The sequence below is a fragment of the uncultured Gimesia sp. genome (assembly GCF_963972345.1).
In the GTDB taxonomy this organism is placed as follows: domain Bacteria; phylum Planctomycetota; class Planctomycetia; order Planctomycetales; family Planctomycetaceae; genus Gimesia.
Genome location: NZ_CAXAVM010000322.1, coordinates 1 through 3981 on the forward strand (window position 1 = coordinate 1; position 3981 = coordinate 3981).

Here is a 3981-nt window from a genome sequence, read left to right on the forward strand (position 1 = left end):
ACCATTCTCAGCGACGTGCATGCCGACCTGATGTCGATCAGCCCCAAGCTTTCGAATTCCATCCCCGTCAAAGATCCCGCCTGGGCCCACCGTCACGATGCCCGCCGCGATCAGCCCACGGTGATCCATGAGCTGATCAAGCGACATCCCTACCAGATCAAGTTCGTCGTTGACCAGCGCGAAGACATCGCCGAAATCGAAGACTACCTGATCCGCTATCCCGAAATCGATCGCGCACACGTTTATCTCATGCCCCAGGGCATTACTGCGGAAATGCTGGCTGAACGGATGCCCTGGATCGAAGAAGTCGCCGCGCAGCTGGGCTGCCAGGTCACCCGAAGGATGCACATCGAACTCTGGGGCAACGTCCGCGGCAAATAGTTCCGTGGAAAATCAACCGGGAGAACTCAGCCGTGAAAAATCGCGGCCCGCGCGTCCTTGACCCGTTGAACTGCTGCTTCGGAAGTCTCCGCCAGCGCCGTCAAATGCCCCATCTTGCGACCAGTTCGCGACTCCTGTTTACCATACAGGTGCACTTTCACGTCAGGAAACTGCTGCAGCGCCGTCCAGTCGGGCGGACCCGGTTCCCAGTGATCCCCCAGCAGATTCGCCATCGCCGATGGTCCCAGTGACTTCGTCGAACCCAGAGGCAGACCACAGATCGCCCGCACCTGTTGTTCGAACTGACACGTCACATGCCCGTCGATCGTCAGGTGACCCGAATTGTGAGGCCGCGGCGCGATTTCGTTAATCATCAGTCGCTGATCGCCCGTTAAAAAGAACTCAACACACAACACGCCGACCACATCCAGATGCTCAAAGACCGCTCGAGTCACTTCGACGGCTTTGCGGTTCACTTCGTCCCCCATGCCCGAGGGGAACACCGAAATATCCAGAATATGATTCGCATGGTCATTCTTCATCGGCCCGTAAAACGCGAACTCCCCATCCAGGCCCCGCACACCCACGACCGACAGCTCGCAGATATAATCGATAAACGCTTCCAGCACCGTTTCCTCCGCCCCGACTTCCTTCCACGCGGCTTCCGCTTCTTCCGGCGAATCAATTTTCACCTGCCCCTTACCGTCATAACCCGAAGTTGCCGACTTTAACACCGCCGGACATCCCAGTTCTGCCAATGCCGTTTTCAGTTCCTCCTCCGACCTGACCACCGCGAACGGCGTTACCGGTATTCCCGCGTCCCGCAGTTCCGATTTCTCTCGAATCCGGTTCTGCGCGACATGCAGCACATTGGCTCCCGGACGAACCGGCGCGAATTGAGAGGCGGCATCGGTTGTCACTGACAGCACATTCTCGAACTCGAACGAGATCACATCCACCTTTTTCGCGAAATTCGCAACCGCGTCAAGATCATCATACTCGCCCACGATTTCCAGGTCCGCCACCTGTCCGGTGGGCGTCTTGCTTTCGGGCGAAAAGACATGTACGTGGTAACCCAGTCGGCGGGCTTCGATGGCAAACATGCGTCCCAGCTGGCCACTGCCCAGCATTCCCAGCGTTGAGCCGGGGGCGATCAACTCACTCATAGTTCCGAATTTTCCAGTACGGTGTCAGTTTGCTTCTTGCAGAATTCGTGCATCTTCGTTCGCAGCTCAGGACGGGAATTTCCCAGGATCCGTATCGCCAGCAGCGCCGCGTTTTTCGCTCCCGATTCCCCAATCGCCAGCGTGCCCACAGGTACGCCTCCCGGCATCTGTACGATCGACAGCAGCGAATCCAGCCCCTGCAGCGCCCGGCTCTTGACGGGGACACCCAGAACCGGCAGCACTGTCTGGGCAGCCACCATGCCCGGCAGATGCGCCGCGCCGCCTGCCCCCGCGATGATCACTTCCAGACCCCGCTGCTCCGCGTCCTTCGCGTATTCGTTCATCCAGTCGGGCGTACGATGGGCCGAGACCACGCGGCACTCATGCTCGACCCCGAACTCCTTCAGGATCGTCGAGGCTTCTTTCATCGTTTCCCAGTCCGATTGACTGCCCATGATGACCCCCACCAGCGGGGAACGGTTTTCTGACATAATCGACTTTCCTGTTGAGACAACGCTCGGCCCGCACGCGGGTTAATTTTTAAGCAAGATTGTGTGATTTCGAATGGCTGTGGCACTGATAATACTCAATTTCCTTACCTGATAGGAGTCTGCCATCCCCTTTTTTTGCAGGCTCCTGCCGACAAGTGCACGTTCGTTTGACATTCTGAGTCCGCTGGTCTAGTGTTAGAGACGATTTCTTCATTTCCAGATGTGACAATTTGAAAGGATCTTCTTATGGCACGCCCTGTAACATTATTCACCGGACAATGGGCCGACCTCCCCCTGGAAGAGATGTGCAAAAAAGCACAGGATTTCGGCTATGACGGCCTGGAACTGGCCTGCTGGGGAGACCATTTCGAAGTCGACAAAGCACTTTCCGACGACACCTACTGCAACCGCAAACGGGAACTCCTCGAAAAATACGACCTGCAGCTCTACGCCATCTCCAATCACCTCGTCGGCCAGGCCGTCCTCGATAACATCGATGCCCGCCACAAAGCGATCCTCCCCGAATACGTCTGGGGTGACGGCGATCCTGCCGGCGTCAACGAACGGGCCATCGAAGAAATGAAGAACACCGCCCGCGCCGCACAGAAGCTCGGCGTCAGCGTGGTCAACGGTTTCACCGGTTCCAGCATCTGGCATCTGCTCTACGACTTTCCCCCCACGCCCCGGGAAATGTACGACGCCGGCTACCAGCTCCTCGCCGACCGCTGGAATCCGATTCTCGACGTCTTCCAGGAATGCGGCATCAAGTTCGCCCTTGAAGTCCATCCCACCGAAATCGCATTCGACATCTACTCCGCGGAAATGTCGCTGAAGGCCCTCGACAATCGCGAAGAGTTCGGCTTCAACTTTGACCCCAGCCACCTCATCTGGCAGGGCGTTGATCCCGTCGAGTTCATTCGCTACTTCCCCGATCGTATTTATCACGCACACATGAAAGACGCCTCCGTCACTCTCAACGGTCGCACCGGAATTCTCACCAGCCATCTGCCCTTCGGCGATCAGCGGCGTGGCTGGGACTTCCGCAGCGTCGGCCGTGGTGGTGTCAGGTTCGAAGAAATCATCCGCGCCCTCAACGACATCGGTTACGGCGGCCCCCTTTCCATCGAATGGGAAGACATGGGCATGAACCGCGACCAGGGTGCCCGCGAAGCCTGCCAGTTCACAAAGAACGTCGACTTCGCCCCCTCCGACATCGCCTTCGACGGCGCCTTCGGAGACTGAATTCAGAGCTTCGGTTAGATCGATCTGAAGAAACAGGGAGAGCGCCTTTCGTTCTCCCTGTTTTCACGCGCACCAACTCATTAAATCTCTCCCCGGGTGCCACAGTTGGCTGGCCCAACTGTGCCGATCAGTTCCTGCTTTCCTACATCGAAGGGTAGCCCCGAATGCAATTCGGGGTGAGCGCAGCGAACAGGAAACTGTCAGAGAAATCTTTCGAATGTCTCCATATACATCCACCCTCTTACCACCCGACGCAAGCTATCCATAATTAGCCGCAGGACGTTAGTCCCGGTTCCTCCCCCTTCCATTTTTAACTTACCCTAATTGAACTCGATCACAAAAACCGGGTAGCCCCGAATGCAATTCGGGGTGAGCGCAGCGAACAGGAAACTGACAGAAAAAACTCCCGAACAGTCCTCAATGTTTCCAACCATCTCCCACCCGGTGTGCCACTGTTCGGCTTGCCCGACAGTGCCAATCCAGTTCGACTTTCCTGCATCAAATCATCCGTCCACAAACCAATAATGAGTGCGACCGTGTAGCACCGTCGGCTCACCAACAGTGTTGAAAGAACTCCCCACCCGGGCATACCACTGCTCAAACCACTCACCTGCGAATACAATCAGTAAACCCGACGCTCCGGAACAAATTGCACTTGACCCCGCAGCGCCAACAGCGATAAACACCAAAACGTGTCGCGC

Annotated in this window: 4 protein-coding genes and 1 pseudogene; 2 read left to right on the plus strand and 3 right to left on the minus strand. The window is 56.9% G+C overall.

Annotated elements, in window-relative coordinates:
- Positions 1-381 (plus strand): annotated as a pseudogene (locus AACZ40_RS28425) (radical SAM protein); the annotation flags it as partial.
- Between the two features lie 26 nt (positions 382-407).
- Here the strand turns inward: AACZ40_RS28425 and AACZ40_RS28430 are convergent.
- Together AACZ40_RS28430 and purE are read right to left on the minus strand one after the other, a co-directional pair.
- Complete coding sequence (locus AACZ40_RS28430) at positions 408-1547, minus strand: 5-(carboxyamino)imidazole ribonucleotide synthase (protein WP_291166706.1); 1140 nt, start codon at positions 1545-1547, stop codon at positions 408-410.
- Positions 1544-2038, minus strand: coding sequence for a 5-(carboxyamino)imidazole ribonucleotide mutase (purE, locus tag AACZ40_RS28435; protein ID WP_291166707.1), 495 nt, complete (start codon positions 2036-2038; stop codon positions 1544-1546). The genes AACZ40_RS28430 and purE overlap by 4 nt, the downstream gene beginning before the upstream one ends.
- 246 nt (positions 2039-2284) lie before the next feature.
- Between purE and AACZ40_RS28440 the strand changes: the two genes are divergently transcribed.
- On the plus strand, positions 2285-3280 hold the full coding sequence (locus AACZ40_RS28440; protein WP_291166708.1) for a sugar phosphate isomerase/epimerase: 996 nt from the start codon (positions 2285-2287) through the stop codon (positions 3278-3280).
- A gap of 503 nt (positions 3281-3783) precedes the next feature.
- Here AACZ40_RS28440 and AACZ40_RS28445 read toward each other — a convergent pair.
- The coding region (locus tag AACZ40_RS28445; RefSeq protein WP_339676986.1) for a hypothetical protein at positions 3784-3981 on the minus strand (198 nt) is incomplete at its 5' end.

What these genes read in the sequence shown, in the direction of transcription:
- AACZ40_RS28430 (WP_291166706.1), bottom strand. Translation starts at nt 1,547, where the DNA reads ATGAGTGAGTTGATCGCCCCCGGCTCAACGCTGGGAATGCTGGGCAGT.
- purE (WP_291166707.1), bottom strand. Translation starts at nt 2,038, where the DNA reads ATGTCAGAAAACCGTTCCCCGCTGGTGGGGGTCATCATGGGCAGTCAA.
- AACZ40_RS28440 (WP_291166708.1), top strand. Translation starts at nt 2,285, where the DNA reads ATGGCACGCCCTGTAACATTATTCACCGGACAATGGGCCGACCTCCCC.